At 54.2% G+C, this 22633-nt stretch carries 20 protein-coding genes; 19 read left to right on the forward strand and 1 reads right to left on the reverse strand.

Annotated elements, in window-relative coordinates; translation table 11 throughout:
* The 4 genes from araG to otsA all read left to right on the forward strand — a co-directional run bounded on the left by araG (nt 1) and on the right by otsA (nt 4902).
* Nucleotides 1-1515, forward strand: coding sequence for an L-arabinose ABC transporter ATP-binding protein AraG (gene araG, locus JKP81_RS03590; RefSeq protein WP_200550612.1), 1515 nt, complete (start codon nt 1-3; stop codon nt 1513-1515).
* 14 nt (nt 1516-1529) lie between these two features.
* Complete coding sequence (gene araH / locus JKP81_RS03595) at nt 1530-2510, forward strand: L-arabinose ABC transporter permease AraH (protein ID WP_017458324.1); 981 nt, start codon at nt 1530-1532, stop codon at nt 2508-2510.
* A 186-nt stretch (nt 2511-2696) separates the two neighbouring features.
* Entirely contained in the window at nt 2697-3503 is an 807-nt protein-coding gene (otsB, locus tag JKP81_RS03600; protein ID WP_200550613.1) for a trehalose-phosphatase, read from the forward strand.
* Entirely contained in the window at nt 3478-4902 is a 1425-nt protein-coding gene (otsA, locus tag JKP81_RS03605; protein ID WP_200550614.1) for an alpha,alpha-trehalose-phosphate synthase, read from the forward strand. Before otsB ends, otsA begins: the two co-directional genes overlap by 26 nt.
* 32 nt (nt 4903-4934) lie before the next feature.
* Here otsA and uspC read toward each other — a convergent pair whose 3' ends face one another.
* Nucleotides 4935-5360: a universal stress protein UspC gene (gene uspC, locus JKP81_RS03610; protein WP_200550615.1), complete on the reverse strand. Its 426-nt coding sequence runs from the start codon at nt 5358-5360 to the stop codon at nt 4935-4937.
* Nucleotides 5361-6137: 777 nt separating this feature from the next.
* Here uspC and flhD point away from each other — a divergent pair.
* The 15 genes from flhD (at nt 6138) to JKP81_RS03685 (ending at nt 22617) form a co-directional block, all read left to right on the forward strand.
* On the forward strand, nt 6138-6488 hold the full coding sequence (gene flhD, locus JKP81_RS03615; protein WP_017458320.1) for a flagellar transcriptional regulator FlhD: 351 nt from the start codon (nt 6138-6140) through the stop codon (nt 6486-6488).
* A gap of 2 nt (nt 6489-6490) precedes the next feature.
* A complete protein-coding gene (flhC, locus tag JKP81_RS03620; protein WP_017458319.1) occupies nt 6491-7069 on the forward strand; it encodes a flagellar transcriptional regulator FlhC in 579 nt (192 codons plus the stop codon).
* Nucleotides 7070-7195: 126 nt separating this feature from the next.
* Nucleotides 7196-8083 (forward strand): flagellar motor stator protein MotA, encoded by an 888-nt coding sequence (gene motA / locus JKP81_RS03625; protein WP_017458318.1) that lies wholly within the window; start codon nt 7196-7198, stop codon nt 8081-8083.
* Nucleotides 8080-9039, forward strand: a complete 960-nt coding sequence (motB, locus tag JKP81_RS03630) for a flagellar motor protein MotB (protein ID WP_017458317.1) — start codon at nt 8080-8082, stop codon at nt 9037-9039. The genes motA and motB overlap by 4 nt, the downstream gene beginning before the upstream one ends.
* 10 nt (nt 9040-9049) lie before the next feature.
* Nucleotides 9050-11101 (forward strand): chemotaxis protein CheA, encoded by a 2052-nt coding sequence (gene cheA / locus JKP81_RS03635; RefSeq protein WP_234455519.1) that lies wholly within the window; start codon nt 9050-9052, stop codon nt 11099-11101.
* A gap of 22 nt (nt 11102-11123) precedes the next feature.
* Nucleotides 11124-11627, forward strand: coding sequence for a chemotaxis protein CheW (cheW, locus tag JKP81_RS03640; RefSeq protein WP_200550617.1), 504 nt, complete (start codon nt 11124-11126; stop codon nt 11625-11627).
* Between the two features lie 419 nt (nt 11628-12046).
* Nucleotides 12047-12616: a spore coat protein U domain-containing protein gene (locus JKP81_RS03645; RefSeq protein ID WP_200550618.1), complete on the forward strand. Its 570-nt coding sequence runs from the start codon at nt 12047-12049 to the stop codon at nt 12614-12616.
* A gap of 79 nt (nt 12617-12695) precedes the next feature.
* The gene (locus tag JKP81_RS03650; protein ID WP_200551061.1) at nt 12696-13181 is read left to right on the forward strand and encodes a spore coat U domain-containing protein; all 486 of its coding nucleotides are present in this window, start codon (nt 12696-12698) and stop codon (nt 13179-13181) included.
* 14 nt (nt 13182-13195) lie between these two features.
* The gene (locus JKP81_RS03655; protein WP_200550619.1) at nt 13196-13960 is read left to right on the forward strand and encodes a molecular chaperone; all 765 of its coding nucleotides are present in this window, start codon (nt 13196-13198) and stop codon (nt 13958-13960) included.
* Complete coding sequence (locus tag JKP81_RS03660; protein ID WP_200550620.1) at nt 13936-16329, forward strand: fimbria/pilus outer membrane usher protein; 2394 nt, start codon at nt 13936-13938, stop codon at nt 16327-16329. The genes JKP81_RS03655 and JKP81_RS03660 overlap by 25 nt, the downstream gene beginning before the upstream one ends.
* Nucleotides 16329-17291 carry a spore coat U domain-containing protein gene (locus JKP81_RS03665; protein ID WP_200550621.1) on the forward strand — a complete coding sequence of 321 codons (963 nt, stop codon included), beginning with the start codon at nt 16329-16331 and terminating at the stop codon, nt 17289-17291. The genes JKP81_RS03660 and JKP81_RS03665 overlap by 1 nt, the downstream gene beginning before the upstream one ends.
* Nucleotides 17292-17377: 86 nt before the next feature.
* Nucleotides 17378-19042 carry a methyl-accepting chemotaxis protein II gene (gene tar / locus JKP81_RS03670; protein WP_200550622.1) on the forward strand — a complete coding sequence of 555 codons (1665 nt, stop codon included), beginning with the start codon at nt 17378-17380 and terminating at the stop codon, nt 19040-19042.
* Nucleotides 19043-19083: 41 nt separating this feature from the next.
* Nucleotides 19084-20682: a methyl-accepting chemotaxis protein IV gene (gene tap / locus JKP81_RS03675; RefSeq protein WP_200550623.1), complete on the forward strand. Its 1599-nt coding sequence runs from the start codon at nt 19084-19086 to the stop codon at nt 20680-20682.
* A 19-nt stretch (nt 20683-20701) separates the two neighbouring features.
* Nucleotides 20702-21571, forward strand: coding sequence for a protein-glutamate O-methyltransferase CheR (cheR, locus tag JKP81_RS03680; protein WP_017458307.1), 870 nt, complete (start codon nt 20702-20704; stop codon nt 21569-21571).
* Nucleotides 21568-22617 carry a chemotaxis response regulator protein-glutamate methylesterase gene (locus JKP81_RS03685; RefSeq protein WP_017458306.1) on the forward strand — a complete coding sequence of 350 codons (1050 nt, stop codon included), beginning with the start codon at nt 21568-21570 and terminating at the stop codon, nt 22615-22617. Before cheR ends, JKP81_RS03685 begins: the two co-directional genes overlap by 4 nt.
* Nucleotides 22618-22633: the final 16 nt, after the last annotated feature.

The raw sequence follows: 22633 nt of genomic DNA on the forward strand, positions 1-22633 counted from the left end.
ATGCAACAGTCTACTCCTTACCTCTCGTTTCGCGGCATCGGCAAGACATTCCCCGGTGTGAAAGCGCTCAGCGAGATCAGTTTTGATTGTTATGCCGGGCAGGTTCACGCCTTAATGGGCGAGAATGGTGCCGGTAAATCAACGCTACTTAAAATCCTCAGCGGCAACTACGCGCCGACAACCGGTACGCTGGCAATAAAAGGAGAAGAAGTCTCCTTTGCCGATACCACCGCCGCACTGAACGCCGGGGTGGCCATTATTTATCAGGAGCTTCATCTGGTGCCGGAAATGACCGTCGCCGAGAACATCTACCTGGGTCAGTTGCCGCATAAAAGCGGCATTGTGAACCGCTCCCTGCTCAACTATGAAGCGGGTTTGCAGCTTCAACATCTGGGGCTGGATATCGACCCACAAACGCCGCTGAAATACCTCTCCATCGGCCAGTGGCAAATGGTGGAAATAGCCAAGGCGCTGGCGCGTAACGCCAAAGTTATTGCCTTTGATGAACCAACCAGTTCCCTTTCAGCGCGTGAAATCGACAACCTGTTTCGGGTGATCCGCGAGCTGCGTAAAGAGGGTCGCGTCATCCTTTATGTCTCGCATCGCATGGAGGAGATATTTGCCCTGAGCGACGCCATTACGGTGTTTAAAGATGGCCGCTATGTGCGCACCTTTACCGATATGCAGCAGGTCAATCATGATCAACTGGTTAAGGCGATGGTCGGGCGCGAGCTGGGCGATATTTACGGCTGGCAGCCGCGCGAATATGGCGAGCAACGTCTGCGTCTGGAACAGGTGAAAGCGCCGGGAGTGCGGACGCCGATTAGCCTGAGCGTGCGCAGCGGGGAAATCGTCGGCCTGTTCGGGCTGGTCGGTGCCGGGCGCAGCGAATTGATGAAAGGGCTGTTTGGCGGCACGCAGATCACCGAAGGGCAGGTGTTTATTGACGGTGAGCTGGTCAATATTCACAAACCTGCTCACGCGATCCGTGCTGGCATGATGTTGTGCCCGGAGGATCGCAAAGCCGAAGGCATTATTCCGGTGCACTCGGTGCAGGAGAACATCAACATCAGCGCCCGGCGTAAATACATTCGCGCAGGATGTCTCATCAACAATGGTTGGGAGAGCGAAAACGCCGAGCACCACATTCGCTCGCTCAATATCAAAACGCCGGGCGCGGATCAGCTGATTATGAATCTCTCCGGCGGTAACCAGCAGAAAGCCATTCTTGGCCGCTGGTTATCGGAAGAGATGAAGGTGATCCTGCTCGATGAGCCTACGCGTGGGATTGACGTCGGGGCGAAACATGAAATCTACAACGTGATTTATGCGCTGGCGGCCCGTGGTGTGGCGGTGCTGTTTGCCTCCAGTGACTTGCCGGAAGTCCTTGGTGTCGCCGACCGTATTGTGGTGATGCGGGAAGGAGAAATAGCCGGTGAGTTGTTACACGGTCAGGGCGATGAACAGCAGGCGCTGAGCCTTGCGATGCCGAAAGTGAGCCAGGCTGTCGCCTGAGTGAGGAGAATACGATGTCATCTTTAACTACGTCCCGCGCGCCGAAATCGGCGTTCAGCTTCGGGCGCATCTGGGATCAGTTCGGCATGCTGGTGGTATTCGCCGTACTGTTCATTGGTTGCGCTGTTTTCGTGCCAAACTTTGCCTCTTTCGTCAATATGAAAGGGCTGGGGCTGGCGATTTCCATGTCCGGCATGGTGGCCTGCGGCATGCTTTTTTGCCTGGCCTCCGGCGACTTCGACCTCTCTGTCGCCTCTGTCATTGCCTGTGCCGGGGTGACCACGGCGGTGGTGATCAACCTCAGCGAAAGCCTGTGGATTGGCGTCTTTGCCGGGTTGCTGCTCGGCGTGGTGAGCGGTTTTATTAACGGCTTTGTCATCGCACGTTTGAAAATCAACGCCCTGATAACCACGCTTGCGACGATGCAGATCGTGCGCGGGTTGGCCTATATCATCTCTGATGGTAAAGCGGTGGGGATCGAAGATGAGCGCTTCTTTACGCTCGGCTATGCCAACTGGCTCGGCTTGCCTGCGCCTATCTGGCTGACGGTCGGTTGCCTGATTATTTTTGGTTTCCTGCTCAATAAAACCACCTTTGGTCGCAATACGCTGGCGATTGGCGGTAACGAAGAGGCGGCGAGACTGGCGGGTGTGCCGGTAGTCAGAACCAAGATCATTATCTTTGTGCTCTCAGGCCTTGTGTCAGCGGCGGCGGGGATTATTCTTGCTTCGCGTATGACCAGTGGTCAGCCAATGACTTCAATCGGTTATGAGCTGATTGTTATTTCAGCTTGTGTGTTGGGTGGCGTGTCGCTAAAAGGTGGCATCGGAAAAATTTCCTACGTTGTGGCCGGGATCTTGATTCTGGGGACTGTGGAAAATGCCATGAACCTGCTGAATATCTCTCCCTTCTCGCAATACGTTGTGCGCGGCTTGATCCTGCTGGCGGCGGTGATTTTCGACCGCTACAAACAAAAGGCCAAACGCACGGTTTGATGCTTTTTGCTTAAATTTTGCACACGACCTTATAGTGTAACTCCAGACCTTACCAGCCGCTAATCCGGCTGGTAAGTCATGTTTAAAATGGCGAGCAGCGTCACACTGTCTATACTTACATGGCTAATGATAATGAGACGTTAATGAAAAACGGCTCTCATCGGACACTGTAAGGAGGAAACCAGGGTGGAAGACGCACTATCTATACCGCCTCTCATTTCCGGAAATTTTGCCTTTTTTTTCGATTTGGATGGCACCCTTGCGGACATCAAACCGCACCCGGATGATGTTTTTATCCCTGAAGATGTGCTGACCAGACTTTCATTGCTTGCTGAGCTAAATGACAGGGCGTTGGCATTGATTTCAGGGCGTTCAATTGCTGAGCTGGAACAGCTCGCCAAACCCTACCGTTTCCCGCTGGCGGGGGTACATGGGGCGGAGCGCCGCGATATCAATGGTCGAACCGAACGAATGACCTTACCGGAGTCGGTTTTACAACCGCTGGAACGTGAACTCCGGCATGGCATTGCGCCGCTGACCGGCGTTGAACTTGAAACCAAAGGGATGGCATTTGCACTGCATTATCGCCAGGCACCGCAGCATGAAGAGGCGGTCTTTGCCCTGGCAAAAACGCTCATCGCGCACTATCCACAGCTGGCAATGCAGCCGGGAAAATGTGTGGTCGAGCTTAAACCCTCTGGCATTCATAAAGGCGCCGCTATTGACGCGTTTATGCAAACGCCGCCCTTTCTCGGCAAGAAACCGGTGTTTCTTGGCGACGATCTGACTGACGAACATGGGTTTAAAACCGTTAATAAACTTGGCGGCATATCGATAAAAGTTGGCCCTGGCGCAACACAGGCAATGTGGCGTCTGGCTGGCGTAAATGATGTCTATCAATGGCTTGAAAAACTTGTCGACCATCAACAACAAGAACAACGGGCGCTAACAAACAGGAGAGATGGCTATGAGTCGCTTAGTCGTAGTATCTAATCGTATTGCTCCGCCTGATGATAAAAAGTCCAGCGCTGGCGGGCTGGCTGTAGGGATCCTCGGGGCGCTAAAAGCGACCGGCGGGCTGTGGTTTGGCTGGAGCGGGGAGATCGGTGACGAAGATCAACCGCTAAAAAAGGTCACGAAAGGGAATATTACCTGGGCCTCTTTTAACCTCAGCGAAGATCATTACGAGCAGTATTATTCGCAATTTTCCAACGCGGTGCTGTGGCCCGCTTTCCACTATCGTCTGGATCTGGTGAAGTTCCAGCGCGAGGCCTGGGAAGGTTACCAGGATGTCAACGCGCTACTGGCAGACAAGCTATTGCCGCTGATTAAAGACGACGACATTCTGTGGATCCATGATTACCACCTGTTGCCGTTTGCCAGCGAACTGCGTAAGCGCGGTGTCAACAACCAGATCGGCTTCTTCCTGCATATTCCTTTCCCGACGCCGGAAATTTTCAATGCCTTGCCGCCGCACGCCGAGTTGCTTGAGCAACTGTGTGATTACGACTTGCTGGGCTTCCAGACCGAAAGCGATCGTCTGGCCTTCCTCGATAGTTTGTCGATGCAAACACGGCTCACCACGCGAGGTGGCAAAGAGCATGTGGCCTGGGGTAAAAACTTCCGCACTGAAGTCTATCCAATAGGTATTGAGCCGCAAGAAATCGCGCAGCAGGCCGCAGGGCCGCTGCCGCCTAAGCTGGCGCAGTTGAAAAATGAACTGAAGAATGTGAAAAACATCTTCTCGGTAGAGCGTCTGGATTACTCCAAAGGCTTGCCGGAACGCTTCCTTGCCTATGAAACCCTGCTGGAGAAATTCCCTCAGCACCACGGTAAAATTCGTTATACGCAGATTGCGCCCACCTCGCGTGGCGAAGTGCAGGCCTACCAGGATATTCGTCATCAACTGGAAACCGAAGCCGGGCGTATCAATGGTAAATATGGTCAGCTTGGCTGGACGCCGCTCTATTACCTCAACCAACATTTTGATCGCAAAGTGTTGATGAAGGTGTTCCGCTATGCGGAAGTCGGGCTGGTCACGCCGCTGCGTGACGGGATGAACCTGGTGGCGAAAGAGTACGTGGCGGCCCAGGATCCTGAAAATCCGGGTGTGCTAATTCTTTCTCAATTTGCCGGTGCGGCGAACGAACTGACCTCGGCGCTGATCGTTAACCCTTACGATCGCGATGATGTCGCGGCGGCGATGGACAGGGCATTAAGGATGCCGCTGGCGGAGCGTATTTCGCGTCATGCGGAGATGCTCAAGGTCATCAAAGAGAATGATATCCACCACTGGCAGCAGAGGTTTATCAGCGATTTAAAGCGTATCACGCCACGTAGCGCACAAAGCCAGCTACAAAGCAAAGTGGCGACCTTTCAAAAGCTAGCCTGAGGTAACAACGCTCCCGCTCTGGCGGGGGCGTTTTACGCGCTTAACGGCACTAACAGCACATCAACTTCACTGGACTGGACAATGCTTTTCGCCGAGCAGACGGCGCGCGAGAAGAATGTCTGATTGTGATTACCGCACACCACTAAATCGACATCCTTGGTGCGACAAGTATGCAGAATATGCTTGCTCAGCTCGCCGGAGGCGATCAGCGCCTGTTCGATGGGATAATTCGCGTTGCGCACCAGCTCATCCAGAAACTGCTGCGTCTCTTCCTGCAATACATCACGGACGTTTTCCATCATCGGTGCGGCAAGCTGGTTATACAGTTCCGGGTCAGCGGCTAAGGTAATCAGTGTGATGCGGGCATTGGAAGGGCGGGCGATATCAACCGCTTTTGCCAGTAGTTGTTGGCTCTCTGGCGTAACGGCTACGGCGACCAAAAGATGTGCATACGCCATTTTTACTCCCCGATTGAATCAAATTTTTCTCACCATTACTCCGATTCTTAAACCAGTGCAACCTGTGAATATGGCAGGGATGTGAAGGTTATCATAAATATTCATTAATTATTCTAACGTAACGGTATGGTCGCGCTTTAATCACCTTAATCGATTTTAAAAGCTTAACTAAAATTAAGAGAATTTAAGATCGAATTGTTAAATTATCAATCACATTGATTAACAAAAGCGCAATGGTTACTTCGGGTGATTAATTAAGATTGCTTAAAACATAATATATTGTTTTATATAACTTTTTATTTCTGTTTCTTCAATAGGTACACATTGTCAAATGTAAATAGGGCAGCATCCTAATCCTCCGACCAGTTAGCGTGGGTAAGAGGGCGTTTTGCATGCCTATTCGGACAATTGGAATAGAAAAGGAGGGTGATCGCGCAAAAAAACATCAATTCACAAGCGAGACTGATAGATTTCTTGTCCATATTCGCGTAAATTATGTGACGTGTATCACAAAAATTTCAAATTTCCGCACTGGTCAGATTGTATGTGGCAGCACCTACGAGTACAGTTGCGTCGAATTAGGAAAAATCTTAGTTCTTTGTAAGAAATGATTAAGAACGTTGTAAGGCAATTAACATTTGAGCGAAGCGCCTTATCGCAAGATCCTAGTCAGTTATGCATTTAGCCTTTCTTTTTTATACCGGGTTTTTTCCCGGCGACATCACGGGGTGCGGCTCAGCCGCATAAGATACAAGTTGGTTATTCGGGATGGGAAAAATGCATACATCCGAGTTGCTGAAACATGTTTATGACATTAATTTGTCGTATTTACTTCTTGCTCAGCGTTTGATCAGCCAGGACAAAGCGTCCGCCATGTTCCGTCTCGGTATTAATGAAGAGATGGCGACGACACTGGTTGAGTTAACCCTTCCGCAAATGGTGAAGCTGGCTGAAACCAATCAGCTGATTTGCCAGTTCCGTTTTGACAATCATCAGACCATCACTCGTCTGACCCAAGAATCACGCGTGGACGATTTACAGCAAGTTCACACCGGGATTTTACTTTCAACCCGCCTGCTGAATGAGTCTTCACAGACTGGCGACGCGGCCCGGAAGAAAAGGGCATAACGATGAGCGAAAAAAGCATTGTTCAGGAAGCACGCGATATTCAGTTAGCAATGGAACTGATTACGCTGGGTGCGCGTTTACAAATGTTGGAGAGTGAGACGCAGCTTAGCCGCGGTCGTCTTATCAAACTCTACAAAGAGTTGCGTGGTAGCCCGCCGCCGAAAGGTATGCTGCCATTCTCCACCGACTGGTTTATGACCTGGGAACAAAACATCCACGCGTCTATGTTCTGTAACGCATGGCAATTTTTGTTGAAAACAGGCCTTTGCAGCGGCGTTGACGCAGTCATCAAAGCATACCGACTTTATCTCGAACAATGCCCTCATGCTGAGGAAGGACCGCTGCTGGCGCTGACCCGCGCCTGGACGCTGGTTCGTTTCGTGGAAAGCGGAATGCTGGAGTTGTCTCGCTGCAATTGCTGTGGTGGTAATTTTATTACCCACGCACATCAGCCTGTTGGTAGCTTTGCCTGCAGTTTATGCCAGCCGCCGTCCCGCGCGGTAAAAAGACGTAAACTTTCCCAGGATGCTGCCGATATTATTCCACAACTGCTGGATGAACAGATCGATCAGGCTGTTTAACCGAATACAGGTGGAAACACTCCAGCAGCGGTGCAGTTATGCCGCTGCTTTTTTTTTACCTGTTACTCGTGTTAACCCTTTGAAATGTTTATCCCGAGCCTTAGTCATTAGCAGAAGGATGATGTCGTGCTTATCGTATTAGGTTACCTGGTTGTTCTTGGTGCAGTCTTTGGCGGTTATATGATGACCGGCGGAGAACTTGGGGCACTTTATCAACCGTCTGAACTGATCATCATCGGGGGCGCGGGGGTAGGTGCATTCATCGTTGGCAACAACGGTAAAGCCATCAAAGGAACGCTGAAAGCGATGCCTTTGCTGTTTCGCCGTTCGAAGTACACCAAAAGTATGTATATGGACTTGCTGGCGCTGCTGTATCGCCTGATGGCGAAATCACGTCAGCAAGGGATGTTCTCGCTGGAACGGGATATTGAAAACCCGAAAGAGAGCGAGATTTTCGCCAGCTACCCGCGCATTCTCGCGGATGCGACGATGCTTGAATTTATCGTGGATTATCTGCGACTTATCATCAGCGGCAACATGAATACCTTCGAAATTGAAGCGCTGATGGATGAAGAGATTGAAACCCACGAAAGTGAAGCCGAAGTCCCGGCGAACGCGCTGGCGATGGTCGGTGATTCACTGCCGGCGTTCGGTATCGTGGCGGCGGTAATGGGTGTGGTTCATGCGTTGGCCTCGGCAGATCGTCCGGCGGCGGAGTTGGGTGCGTTGATTGCGCATGCGATGGTGGGAACTTTCCTCGGTATTTTGTTGGCATACGGTTTTATCTCTCCGCTGGCAAGCGTACTGCGCCAGAAGAGTGCGGAAACCGCCAAGATGATGCAGTGCGTGAAGATAACCCTGCTGTCGAACCTGAACGGTTATGCGCCGCCGATCGCGGTTGAGTTTGGTCGTAAAACGCTTTACTCCAGCGAGCGCCCGTCGTTTATCGAACTGGACGAACATGTTCGTGCGGTCAGAAATCCTAACCAACAGACGACGACTGAGGACGCATGAAAAACCAGTCCCATCCGATCGTCGTAGTTAGACGAAAAAAACATAAAGGCCATGGCGGCGGCGGACACGGCTCCTGGAAAATTGCCTATGCCGACTTTATGACGGCGATGATGGCGTTTTTCCTGGTGATGTGGCTTATCTCCATCTCCAGCCCGAAAGAGCTTATCCAGATTGCGGAGTATTTCCGCACGCCGCTGGCAACTGCGGTCACGGGTGGGCCAAGAATTTCGAACAGCGACAGCCCGATTCCGGGCGGTGGCGATGACTACACACAGCAACAGGGCGAAGTACAAAAACAGCCCAATATTGACGACCTGAAAAAACGCATGGAGCAGTCGCGCTTGAGTAAATTGCGCGGCGATCTGGACCAGTTAATTGAAGCCGATCCCAAACTGCGCGCATTGCGCCCGCATTTGAAAATCGACCTGGTACAAGAAGGGTTGCGCATACAGATTATCGATAGCCAGAACCGGCCGATGTTTAAAACCGGCAGCGCGGAAGTCGAACCTTATATGCGCGATATTTTACGGGCGATTGCGCCAGTCCTGAATGGGATCCCGAACAAAGTGAGCCTCTCCGGTCACACTGACGATGCCCCTTACGCTAACGGCGATAAAGGGTACAGCAACTGGGAGCTTTCCGCCGATCGCGCTAACGCGTCGCGCCGTGAGCTGGTTGCCGGTGGCCTGGATGATGGCAAAGTGATGCGCGTTGTTGGCATGGCGGCAACCATGCGCCTGGTCAACCGAGGCCCGGATGAAGCAATCAACCGCCGAATTAGTCTTTTGGTGCTGAATAAACAAGCAGAAGCGGCCATTCTGCATGAGAACGCCGAAAGTCAGAGTGCGCCAATAAGCGCGATTACACAGCCAGAGCCAGCGGCAGCGGCAGCACCCGCGCCAGCAGCCTCGTCTCCGGCAGCAGTTCCTACGTCGCCACAAGCCAATCCGAGGTGATAGCGTGAGCATGGATATTAGTGATTTTTACCAAACATTCTTTGATGAGGCCGACGAACTGTTGGCCGATATGGAACAACATTTATTGGACCTGGTGCCGGAAGCGCCGGATTCAGAACAGCTCAACGCCATCTTCCGTGCTGCTCACTCTATTAAAGGCGGTGCGGGTACATTTGGCTTTACCATCTTGCAGGAAACAACTCACCTGATGGAGAACCTGCTTGATGAGGCTCGGCGTGGCGAGATGCAGCTCAACACCGACATTATCAACCTGTTTTTGGAAACCAAAGATATTATGCAGGAACAGCTCGATGCCTATAAAAGCTCGTCAGAGCCAGATGCCGCAAGCTTCGAATACATCTGCAATGCCCTGCGCCAGCTGGCGCTGGAGGCAAAAGGAGAGATCGTTCCTGCCGCTGCGAATGGTGCAAAACTCTCGGTTGTAGAGACCGCACTGGCATCTGATGCGACAGCGCCCGCCGCTGAAAACGACGGTAAATTACGAATCGTTCTTTCTCGCCTGAAAGAGAATGAAGTTGACTTACTCGAAGAAGAGCTGGGCAACCTCGGCACGCTGAGCGATGTCGTGAAGGGGAAAGATACCCTGAGCGTGACGATCGACGGCGGCGTGGGCGAAGACGATATTATCGCGGTGCTGTGCTTTGTTATCGAAGCGGATCAAATTGCTTTCGAAAAAGCTGCGCCAGCGCCCGCAGCAGTAGAGGCTGAAGTTGAAGCCCCGGCTGAAGTGGCTGAAGCGCAGGCAGCAGCGGCTGTCCCGGCGGTGCAAGCGGCTCCGGCTGCGGCACCTGCACTGAAAGCGGTAGCGAAAGAGCAACCGGCAGGCCGTGAAAAACCGGCAGCCCGCGCCAGTGAATCGACCAGTATCCGTGTTGCGGTTGAAAAAGTTGACCAGTTGATCAACCTGGTAGGCGAACTGGTTATCACCCAGTCCATGCTGGCGCAGCGCTCTAACGAGCTGGATCCGGTGACGCACGGTGATTTAATAACCAGTATGAGCCAGCTGCAACGCAACGCCCGCGACCTGCAGGAATCGGTGATGTCCATCCGTATGATGCCGATGGAATACGTCTTCAGCCGCTTCCCGCGCCTGGTGCGCGATTTGGCGAGCAAGCTTGATAAACAAGTGGAATTGACGCTGCAGGGCAGCTCAACCGAACTTGATAAGAGCTTGATTGAACGCATTATTGACCCGTTAACGCACCTGGTGCGTAACAGCCTCGACCACGGTATTGAAACGCCGCAAAAACGTGTGGAAGCAGGGAAGTCGCCTATCGGCAACCTGATCCTTTCGGCGGAACACCAGGGCGGGAACATCTGTATTGAAGTAACCGACGATGGTGCAGGTCTGAACCGTGAGCGTATCCTGGCGAAAGCGATTTCGCAGGGGATGCCAGTGCACGAGAACATGACCGATGAAGAAGTGGGCATGTTGATTTTCGCGCCGGGCTTCTCCACCGCTGAGCAGGTGACTGACGTTTCCGGACGCGGCGTGGGCATGGACGTGGTGAAACGTAACATCCAGGAGATGGGCGGCCACGTTGAAATCAAATCCAGGCAGGGCACCGGCACAACCATTCGTATCCTGCTGCCGCTGACGCTGGCGATCCTCGACGGCATGTCAGTAAAAGTGAACAACGAAGTCTTTATCCTGCCGTTGAACGCGGTGATGGAATCGCTGCAACCGCGTGAAGAAGATCTGCATCCGCTGGCCGGTGGTGAGCGTGTGCTGGAAGTGCGCGGAGAATATCTGCCGCTGGTTGAACTGTGGAAAGTCTTTGACGTTATGGGCGCGAAAACCGAGGCCACGCAGGGGATTGTCGTTATTCTGCAAAGCGCGGGTCGTCGCTATGCATTGCTGGTTGATCAACTGATTGGTCAGCATCAAGTGGTGGTGAAAAACCTGGAAAGCAACTATCGCAAAGTGCCGGGTATTTCTGCTGCCACTATCCTTGGGGATGGTAGCGTTGCGCTGATCGTTGACGTATCAGCGTTGCAGGGATTGAATCGTGAACATCGTATGGCGCACACAGCCGCCTGATTTAGTTAAGAAGGTATAAAACATGACCGGTATGAGTAATGTAGCAAAACTGGCGGGCGAGCCATCAGGTCAGGAGTTCCTGGTTTTCACTCTGGGCGATGAAGAATATGGAATCGATATTCTCAAAGTGCAGGAAATTCGTGGCTATGATCAGGTGACCCGAATCGCCAATACCCCCGACTTTATCAAAGGCGTCACCAACCTGCGCGGTGTGATTGTGCCGATTGTCGACCTGCGTGTGAAGTTCAGCCAGGGCGATGTCGAGTATGATGAAAACACGGTCGTTATCGTGCTGAATCTTGGTCAGCGCGTGGTGGGGATTGTGGTTGATGGTGTTTCCGACGTCCTGTCGCTGGCATCTGACCAGATCCGCCCGGCGCCGGAATTCGCGGTCACGCTGTCGACCGAATACCTGACTGGTCTCGGCGCGCTCGGCGACCGTATGCTGATTCTGGTAAATATTGAAAAACTGCTCAACAGCGATGAAATGGCGCTGCTGGACATCGCAGCCTCGCACGTAGCGTAATAATCACGCCAGTGGCGTAATAATAAAGGTGGGTGAAGTTGCTTCATCCGCCTTTATTTTTGTCTTTTTTTTGTCGCTATAATATATATCCTTCGCGCCCGCTTAATTTCTATTTCATAAAACCCGCTTACTTCTCTTTACCACTGGTCATATATTGTGATGCTTATCACAAATCAAGGTATATATCTTTCAAAAAATTAATGACTTAGCCATTTATCATTCGCTAACTAAATGATTTGAAGGCATTAAATTATCCCTGTTCATGAATTTTGCGCCGTTACGTTTAAGTGGTTGAAGCGCGCAGCGTAAACTAAATTTCTGTTATTCCTGCTTTACTTGTTTGCGTGTTTTCCTTATTTCGGTGGCCAATGAATTGTACGGTGGAATAAACAGCACGCGGTATTTTCGGAGGTGGAAACATGAACAGAAAATTACTTTATGTACTGGCAAGCGGTGTGCTGGTGATGGCCTGGCAAAATGCGCGTGCGGTTACCAGTAGCGGGACGATTGGCGCGACATTGACGTTGACTAACGGCTGCCTGATTAACGGCTCGCCAAGCCAGAACGGTATCAATTTTGGTACGCTCGATTTTGGTACGCATCCGGCAACATTTTCAGAGCTCACCACCCAGCTCACCAACGCAGGCGGCGGTAACAGCTTCGGTATTCAATGTACGACAACCGATTACACCGTGCAGGTAACCGGCAACACCAACTCTACCGCACCTGGCACCGTCGTTGGTACGCCGGGGACGCCTGCCCGTTACCTGGTCAACGCGGCCAATACCACACAAGGCGTCGCCTACAGCCTCTATAGCGATAGTGGCTTCAGCAACGTCATCACTAATAACACCAACATTCCTCGCGCTTCAACGGCCGGTGGCGTTGATAACTACACGCTCTATGGGCGGATCTCCGGCGGTGGCAACAGCGTTAGCGTCGTACCGGGCACCTATACCGATACGATCAATGTGAGCGTGACGTACTAAACCTCCCCACATGATGCCAGGCGGCATGCGTGTTTCCCTGCGGGGAAACCGGGGATCTCTGCGCGTCATTTCTGGGCTGATGCTGTTCGGGGTGATGGCCTCGCAGGGTGCCTTTGCGGTGACGACGCAAACCTTCACCGTGGGCGCAACCATCGCGCCAGGTTGCTCGGTGGTGAGCGGCAGCGGCGGGGCACTCGGTTCACTCAATTTTGGCACCCGCAGCGGCGTGCAGAGCGGACAGGTAACCGCCAGCTTCGTGCCTGGCGCGTCGTTCTCGCTGGGCTGCACGCCCGGCGTGGCGCTGAGTATGAGTATCAACGGCGGGCAGAATTACGCCAACGTGCGCAACATGCAACGCAGCGGTGGTACAGATCGCGTGCCTTATCGTCTCTATACCAGCAGTACGCTGGCGGCAAATACCGAGATCGGCGTCAACCAGGCTGTCTCCGTCGCTTACAGCAATAGCAATACCATCTCGCTGGCGATTTTCGGTGCGGCGCAGCTAACCGGGTTCAGCCCGGCGGGAACCTATACCGATCAACTCACTGTGACATTGTCATGGTAACAAGGGAGAAGGAGATGAAGGTCATTTCGACTGGCCGCGCGGCGGGTTTGCTGTGTACCTGTGCGCTGATGCTTAGCGCGAACAACGCCTTTGCGGCGGCCACTATTCTGCTCTGGCCCATCGATCCGTGGCTCAGCGCTACCAGCAACGCGACCGAATTATGGATCCAGAACCAGGGTGAAGCGCCCACCACCATGCAGGTGCGCATTGTCCGCTGGCAGCAGGAAAAGGGGCTTGAACGCTACCAGCAACAAAACGAGATCGTTGCCAGCCCACCGATTGTGAGAATCGAAAAAGAGAGTAAACAACTGATTCGCCTGATCAAGCAGGCGTCAATTCCGGCGGGAGTTGAACAGGCTTATCGCATCATCGTCGATGAGATCCCGCAGCCGGAAAACAGCGACAAACCGCAGATTGGCCTCAAACTGCAAATGCGCTACTCGATTCCGCTCTTTGTCTATGGCACCGGCATCGAAACCCACGCCAGCGGCGCGCATCATGCGTTGGTGGATACTAAAGATCTACGCTGGCGCATAAGCCGCGACAACGGTAAACCGGCGCTTGAAGTGCGTAACAATGGCGATGTCCATGTCCGTTTAAGCAAAGTCACCGTACGGCAAGGCGGGCAAACGCGGCAGGTTGCTGAGGGGTTACTCGGTTATGTCCTGCCGCACAGCGTACGTAGCTGGCCGCTACCTGCGGGCGTAAACAATCCTGTGGAGATGAAGGCGACAATCAATGCCAGGGAAAGCGAATGGCAGTCGTCCGCAGGCAACTAATTGTGCCGGTCACTTTTATGCTGCTGGGGAGTTCAGCATGGGCGCAGCAGGGCGATGATATGCTCCCGCCGCCGCCCGATGCGCGCGCCATCAACGATCACGCTGTATTCCATTTAAGCCTGGTGATTAACCATTTCGACACCCAGCGGGTGGTGCCCGTGACGCGCCAGCAGAACGCCTTTTTTGTCTCCCGCGCCGATCTCATCCAGGCCGGGCTTCCCGCAGAGCATGTACCACAAGGGGAGGTCAATGTGTCGGCGCTGGAAAATGTGCGCGCCGAATATGACAGTGCGGGTCAGCGTCTGCTGCTTTCAGTGCCCGGCGAGTGGGTGCCGGAGCGTGCAACGGCGTTTAATTCGGGTCTGCGGCGCACGACGCCGAAATATGGCCGGGGTGCGTTACTCAATTACGATGTCTATACCAGCACCACCGAGCACATCGGCGGGCAGGCGGCGCTGTGGCACGAGTTTCGCTACTTCAACGGCAACGGCGTGCTCTCTTCAACCGGTTCACTGCGTAAGACTCTTTCCGGCAGCCTCAGGCAGCAGGAAGGGTATATGCGTTATGACACCACCCTCACATTTACCGATGAAGATGACGCCACGCAGTGGAGCGTGGGCGATGTCATTTCTGATGCATTAACCTGGAGCAGCAGTGTGCGTATCGGCGGCGTCAGTTACGGGCGCGACTTCTCCCTGCGCCCGGATCTGGTCACCTGGCCACTGCCCGCGTTTTCCGGCGAAGCGGCTGTGCCGACTTCAGTGGATGTGTTTATTAACGGCTATCGCGCCGGGAACACCCAGTTACAACCCGGGCCTTTCACGCTGACCAATATGCCCTATATCAACGGCGCGGGGGATGCCGTACTGGTTACCACGGACGCGCTGGGGCGCCAGGTCAGCACCACGCTGCCTTTTTATGTCGCCAGCGATTTGCTCAAAGCAGGTTTAAGCGACGGAGCGATTACCGTGGGTGCGCTGCGGCGCAATTACGGTATTGAGAATGTTGACTATGGGACGCTGGTGGGCAGCGGATCGTATCGCTATGGCGTTAGCGATTATTTAACCCTCGAAGGGCACGGTGAAGCGGCGCAGTCGCTGACGCTGGGCGGCGTGGGCGCGGTGCTGAAACTCGGGCGGCTCGGTGTGGTCAACGGCGCATGGACGCAAAGCAGCATGTTTGGTGATAACGGCAGCCAGCTTGCCTGGGGGTATCAGTACAACACCCGTCTGTTTAGCGTTAACACGCAGCACAGCCGACGCGATCGCGGCTTTGGCAATCTGGCGCTCTACGACCAGCGCAACCTCTACAACAACGAGCAAAGTAACGAGCAACGGCCTGTCGCCAGCCTGAGTCGCAACACGGATCAATATGCGCTGACGGTTAATATGGGCGATTTCGGCAATGTGGGCGCGGCATGGATTGGTGTGCGCAGCTTTGATAATAAAAAGACGGAACTGTTCAACCTCTCCTGGAGCCGCAATCTGTGGGGCGGCAGTAGCCTTTATCTGGCAGCGAGCCGCGACAACCAACAGGGCGACTGGACATTTGCCTTGTCGCTGCAAATCCCGATAGGCGAAACGGATAGCGCGGCGGTGAGTATGGAGCGAACCCCCGATAACGGCTCCACTGAGCGTATCAACTATAACCACGCCATGCCGACCGATGGCGGTTTTAGCTGGAACATGGCTTTTGCGCACCAGTCGCAGGCGAAAAATTACCAGCAGGGCACACTGGGCTGGCGCAATAACAATGTCGAGCTACAGGGCGGCGGTTACGGTGAAAGCGACATGATGACATGGTGGGGTGAAGCGTTGGGTTCGCTGGTATTGATGGATGGCCAGTTGTTCGCCGCCAACCGCATCAATGACGCGTTTGCGGTGATCAGCACCGGCGGTCACGGCGGTGTGCCGGTGAACTATGAAAACCAGCCGGTGGGTGAAACCAACCGTGACGGCTATCTGCTGGTGAGCGGCGTGTCGGCTTATTACCCGGCCAGTTACAGCATTAATACGCTGAACTTACCGGCGGATACGCAACTGAAAGATACCGAGCGCAAAATCTCGCTGCGTCGGCGCAGTGGCTATCTGGTGGAGTTCCCGATGGTACAGGAGCGCGTTGCCAGCGTGATCCTGCATGATGAAAACGGCGACGCGATTCCGCTTGCCAGCGAAGTTGACCGGGCGGGGAAAGCCACGGCGATTGTCGGTTATGACGGCATTGCGTGGCTGGAAAACCTGGATGAGGCCAATGCGCTGCATGTCCGTTTGCCGGATGGCAAAACCTGTGACACCCACTTCACGCTGCTCGCCAATCCTGAACATAAATTGCAAACCTACGGGCCACTGGCCTGTCGGAGGAACCCTTAATGCGTCGGCTACTTGTTCTGTTATTACTCCTGAGTTGCGGGCCAGCGTGGTCGGCCTGTACGGTCAGCACGACCAATGGTGCGTTCGGCACGGTGACCTCGTTTGTGCTTAACGCCACGGCGCAAAACACCACCGCCAGCCTGATTGTGCGCTGCGACGCGGCGCTCAACTTGCTCACCAACGACTCAATTACTCTGACGCTGACCGGGGCGAGCGCCACCGCCTCGAACCGGGGCGTGATGAAACGTTCCGATAATGCCGCCGTGACGGATGCGATCCCGATCCGCGTCTGCGGCCAGGCCAACTGCGCCAATAATAGCGAAGCGACTATCAGCGGTAACAGCTACACCTGGAACGGTGCCGTCTTGCTGGCGTTGCTGGGCACCCGAACCTATACCTTGCCGCTCTATTTTCTCACCGTGCCGGGGCAAAACGTCAGCGCCGGGCCTTATACAGTGACGCTCAATTTTCGCGTCGCGTATAACGTATGTTCGGTGGGGGTTTTAGGATTCTGTTCGACAGCACAAACGGGCACGGCGACCACCAGCCTGCAAATCAACGGCACGGTGACCAACGACTGCACCACCATCAGCGCGCCGAACGTCAATTTCGGCAGTGCGCCGCTGGTGCGCAACTTCCCGACCATTTCGCAATCTGTTGCCATCACCTGCACGAAAGGCATGGTGTACACCGTCGGAATTAACAACGGCGGCTACTACAACGGCAGCGTGCGAAATATGGCCAGCGGCAGCAACCGGCTCAGTTATGAGATTTACAAAGGAGCAACCACCAACCGCTGGGGCAGCGCCGGTGCGGAGCGCTGGTCGAGCGGCGTGTCATCGCAGGTGAGCACCGATGGTCTGCTGCGAACCTACAATTACACCGCACAAATTTTGACGTCGCAGACCACGCCGCCGGGGGGAACATATAGTGATACCTTAACTGTGGATATCGCGTTTTAAGTCAGAATTTAATTCCCTTTCGCAAATGTAAAGTTCCGTGGCCGCATGCCGATAACACCGTTAAGAACTTATCAAGAAGGTGTTGCATGTTGAACCGTATCCGCGTCGTTACTCTGCTTATGAGCGTGCTGGTGGTCTTTGCCTTGTTACAGCTTGTCTCTGGTGGCCTGTTTTTTTCGTCGCTTAAGCAAAACCAGCAAAGTTTTGCGGTCTCCAATGACCTGCGCATGCAACAGACGGAATTAGGTAAAGCCTGGGAGTTGATGCTGCAAACGCGTATCAACCTGAGCCGTTCTTCAGCGCGGATGTTGCTGGATCCGAGCAACCAGCAGAGCAGTGCGAAAACCGATTTGCTGAACAGCGCCAAAGCCTCGCTTGCCGATGCGGCAAAACACTACGATGCTTTCCGTGCGCTGCCATCCCTGCCGGAAACCGACGCCGCGCGCCAGACGCTGGATGAGAAATACCGCACTTATAATGCCGCGCTGGCGGAACTGGTGCAGTTCCTCGAAGGCGGCAATATTAACGGCTTTATGGCGCAGCCGACGCAAGGCATGCAAAACGCCCTTGGCGATGCGATGAAGAAATACGCGGATTTGAGTGAAGGCCTGTATCGCAATGCCTGGGAACAGAGCGTCAGTGATTACACCTTCGCCAAATGGCAGATGGCGATCCTGGCACTGGCGCTGGTGATCGTGCTGGCCGGGGTCTGGTATGGCATTCGCCGTATTCTGCTGTTGCCGTTATCGTCGGTTATTGCCCATATCCGTGAAATCGCCGGTGGCAACCTGACGCATTCGCTGACCATTGCCGGACGCAGTGAAATGACGGAACTGGCGCAGAGCGTTGACCATATGCAGAACGCACTGATCGAAACGGTGACCAACGTTCGTCAGGGTTCTGATGCTATCTACTCCGGCACCAGCGAAATCGCCGCCGGGAACAACGATCTGTCGTCCCGTACGGAAGAGCAGGCTTCCGCACTTGAGCAGACCGCCGCCAGTATGGAAGAGCTGACCGCCACGGTGAAACAGAACGCCGATAACGCCCGTCAGGCCTCACTGCTGGCGCAGAGCGCGTCGGAAACGGCAGAGCGCGGCGGCAAAGTGGTGAACAGCGTTGTAAAAACCATGCACGAAATTGCGGGGAGTTCGCAAAAAATTGCCGATATTATTAGTGTGATTGACGGCATTGCTTTCCAGACCAATATTCTGGCGCTGAACGCCGCGGTTGAAGCGGCGCGAGCGGGCGAGCAGGGGCGTGGTTTCGCCGTGGTCGCCGGAGAAGTGCGCAATCTTGCCAGCCGCAGTGCGCAGGCGGCGAAAGAAATTAAAGGCTTAATTGAAGATTCTGTCTCCCGTGTCGATACCGGTTCTGTGCTGGTGGAAAGCGCAGGGGAGACGATGTCGGACATCGTTAACGCGGTAACACGGGTGAACGACATTATGGGTGAGATAGCCTCGGCTTCTGATGAACAGAGCCGCGGCATCGATCAGGTTGCGCTGGCGGTATCCGAAATGGATCGCGTCACGCAGCAGAACGCGTCACTGGTACAACAATCGGCAGCCGCAGCGGCCGCCTTAGAAGAACAAGCCAGTTTGTTGACGCAGGCGGTATCTGCTTTCCGCCTTTCTTCTGTATCCGGCAAATCGGCGTCGCGTGCTACAACTCCGGCAGCAGGCAGCGCTCAGACCCCGGCGCGGAGTCGCCAACTTGTAACCGGACAAGAGGATAACTGGGAAACATTTTAGCAGGTCTTAACCGCGGACTTTTTCCGCCAGATGGGGCGTTAATGTTAAATCGTATTCGCATCTCGACAACACTTTTTTTGATTTTGATCGTGTGTGGCATTTTACAGGTTGGCAGTAACGGGTTGTCTTTCTGGGCATTTAAAGAGAGCACTTCACATTTACAAGAAGTAGAAAACAGTACACACCAGCGCAGCGCATTAATGCAGATGCGGGCCACGCTGCTTCAGGCCAGCACCGCGTTGAACAAAGCCGGGACGTTAACGGCGCTGAGTTACCCGCCGGATGACATCAAAGCGCTGATGACACAGGCGAAAGCCAGCCTCAAGCAGTCGGCTGAGGTAGAAAAAGAGTTTCTTGGCCTGAAGGTGATGACACCGGAAGGCAAAAAATTACAGGAAATCACGCAGGCCAGTTACACCGCCTGGCGTGGTGACCTGGAGCACCAGGCGACCTGGCTTGAGAATAACCAGTTGTCGGACTTTATGACCGCGCCGGTGCAGGAGTCGCAGGATAAGTTTGATGCCAGTTTCAGTGCGTGGGAGAAACACATTAACCACTTTACTGAACAGGCAAGAGCGGATGGTGAAAGTAATTATCACCGCTCGGCGGTGATTTTTGTGGTGGTGGTTATTCTCGCCGCATTATTGACCAGCGCCGCGCTGTTCTGGTCGCGCAAGATGATTGTCCAGCCGCTGGCGGTAATCAGCAGCCACTTTGACAGCATCTCCGAAGGCAACCTGGCGCGACCGATTGCTGTTGTCGGGCGTAACGAGATCTCGGCGATTTTTACCAGCCTGAAAAAGATGCAAACTGCGTTACGCACCACGGTGAGCGATGTCCGTCAGGGCAGCTACGCGATGCATACCGGCATCTCGGAAATCGCGGCGGGCAACAATGATTTATCGGCGCGAACGGAGCAACAGGCGGCGTCGCTGGCGCAAACCGCTGCCAGCATGGAGCAGCTAACGTCGACGGTTAGCCAGAACGCCGATAACGCGCGTCAGGCTTCCGGGCTGGCGCAGAGTGCGGCGGAAACGGCGAGAAAAGGCGGCCAGCAGACATCTAGCGTGGCAAGTACCATGCAGCAGATTGCCGGCAGCTCGCAGAAAATTGGCGACATCATTAGTGTGATTGATGGCATTGCGTTTCAGACCAATATTCTGGCGCTGAACGCCGCCGTGGAAGCGGCTCGCGCCGGTGAACAGGGGCGTGGTTTCGCCGTGGTCGCCGGTGAAGTGCGTAACCTGGCAAGCCGCAGTGCGCAGGCGGCAAAAGAGATTAAAGGCCTGATTGAAGAGTCGGTTTCCCGCGTTCAGCAGGGTTCCGCTCTGGTGGATACCGCCGCGCAGACGATGACCGAAATCGTCCGCTCTGTCACTCAGGTCAACGATATCATGGGCGAGATCGCCTCCGCGTCCGATGAACAACGGCGCGGGATAGAGCAGGTGGCTCAGGCAGTAACACAGATGGATCAGGTGACACAACAGAACGCTGCGCTGGTAGAAGAGGCAGCTTCCGCCACCGACCAACTGGCTAACCAGGCCGATAACCTTACTGCGCTGGTGGCCGTATTTAAGATTGAAGAGCATGTCGCAATACCCGAAGTGGCACCGCCTAAGGCAGTGCCCGTTGCATCCTGAACCTAGTTGAGAAGGCGCTATGACATCATCCATGCCTAACGGGCAAACGTCATCAATATTGCAACAGATGACACAGCGCCTGGCGCTGTCCGACGCGCACTTCCGTCGGATATGTCAATTGATCTACCAGCGTGCGGGGATTGTCCTCGCGGATCATAAACGCGACATGGTTTACAACCGCCTTGTTCGCCGTTTACGCACGCTTGGGCTAGATGATTTTGGCCGCTATCTGAGCATGCTGGAAGCGAACCAGAACAGCGCCGAGTGGCAAGCGTTTATTAACTCGCTGACCACCAATCTCACCGCGTTTTTCCGGGAAGCACACCACTTCCCGGTTCTCGCGGACCATGCGCGCAAGCGCACGGGGGAATACCGGGTATGGAGCGCGGCGGCGTCGACAGGCGAAGAGCCGTACTCTCTTGCCATTACCCTCGCTGATGCGTTGGGCATGGCACCGGGTCGCTGGAAAGTTTTCGCCAGCGACATCGATACAGAAGTGCTGGAAAAAGCGCGTAGCGGCATTTACCGCCAGGACGAGTTGAAAACCCTCTCGCCCCAGCAGATGCAACGCTACTTTATGCGCGGTACTGGCCCGCATGCCGGGCTGGTGCGTGTACGGCAGGAACTGGCGAACTACGTCGATTTCACCACGGTCAATCTGCTGGATAAGCAGTACAACGTTCCGGGGCCTTTCGACGCAATTTTTTGCCGTAACGTAATGATTTATTTTGATAAAACGACGCAACAGGACATTTTGCATCGTTTCGCTCCGCTGCTTAAGCCAGACGGATTACTGTTTGCCGGGCATTCGGAGAACTTCAGCAACCTCGTGCGTGAGTTTACCCTTCGTGGGCAAACAGTTTATGCGCTGAGTAAGGATAAAGCATGAGTAAAATCAGGGTGTTGTCCGTCGATGATTCCGCATTGATGCGCCAGATCATGACAGAAATTATCAATAGCCACAGCGATATGGAAATGGTGGCGACGGCGCCAGACCCATTGGTTGCCCGGGATTTAATTAAAAAATTCAACCCGGATGTGTTAACGCTGGATGTGGAAATGCCGCGCATGGACGGGCTGGATTTCCTTGAAAAATTAATGCGTTTGCGCCCGATGCCGGTGGTGATGGTCTCTTCACTGACCGGAAAAGGCTCGGAAGTGACGCTGCGCGCGCTGGAACTGGGGGCAATTGATTTTGTCACCAAACCGCAGATTGGCATTCGCGAAGGCATGCTGGCTTACAGCGAGATGATTGCCGAGAAAGTACGCACCGCGTCACGCGCGCGTATCGCGGCACATAAACCGATGGAAGCGCCCGCCATGTTAAAAGCCGGGCCGTTACTCAGCTCGGAAAAACTGCTGGTAATTGGTGCGTCAACCGGAGGAACAGAGGCAATTAGGCATGTACTCCAGCCATTGCCGCTCTCAAGTCCGGGTATTCTTATCACTCAGCATATGCCGCCGGGCTTTACCCGCTCATTTGCTGAGCGTTTGAATAAGCTCTGTCAGATCAGCGTCAAAGAAGCGGAAGATGGCGAGCGCGTATTACCCGGACACGCGTATATTGCACCTGGCGATCGGCATATGGAGCTGGCGCGTAGCGGGGCGAACTATCAAATTAAGATCCATGACGGACCGCCGGTTAACCGGCACCGCCCGTCGGTGGACGTGCTGTTTAATTCGGTGGCGAAACACGCGGGGCGTAACGCCGTGGGGGTTATTCTCACGGGGATGGGCAACGATGGCGCGGCCGGAATGTTAGCAATGCACCAGGCTGGCGCCTGGACGATTGCGCAAAATGAAGCAAGTTGTGTGGTGTTCGGCATGCCGCGTGAGGCCATCAATATGGGTGGCGTCAGCGAAGTGGTCGATCTTAGCCAGGTAAGCCAGCAGATGCTGGCGAAAATCAGTGCCGGACAGGCAATACGTATTTGAACCAGGAGTAATTTTT

It is taken from the genome of Kosakonia sp. LAM2021, from assembly GCF_016620385.1.
GTDB lineage: Bacteria > Pseudomonadota > Gammaproteobacteria > Enterobacterales > Enterobacteriaceae > Kosakonia > Kosakonia sacchari.